Annotated in this window: 1 pseudogene; it reads left to right on the plus strand. The window is 54.2% G+C overall.

The features are described 5' to 3' along the window. Positions 1-299: pseudogene (locus ACSNOK_RS33755) on the plus strand (cytochrome c oxidase subunit II); the annotation flags it as partial.

Raw genomic sequence — 299 nt, forward strand, 5'->3', positions numbered from 1 at the left:
TCGTTAATGTTGTCGGCCAGAAGTGGTCGTGGACTTTTAACTATATGGAGGCCAACAATCCTGACGCCGGTGGTGTTGTCACCCATGAGGTTGGCACTATCGAGAAGATTCCGAATCTGTACCTTCCGGTGAGCCAGTCAGTGCGCTTCCGCCTCAAGTCCGCTGATGTTATCCACTCGTTCTGGGTGCCGGCCTTCTACTTCAAGATGGACGTCATTCCGGGCCATCCTAACCAGTTTGACCTCACTCCGACGAGGATCGGTGTTTACGACGGTAAGTGCGCCGAGCTGTGTGGTACC

Origin of the sequence: Streptomyces sp. URMC 126 (assembly GCF_051386555.1) — a bacterium.
Taxonomy (GTDB): domain Bacteria; phylum Actinomycetota; class Actinomycetes; order Streptomycetales; family Streptomycetaceae; genus Streptomyces.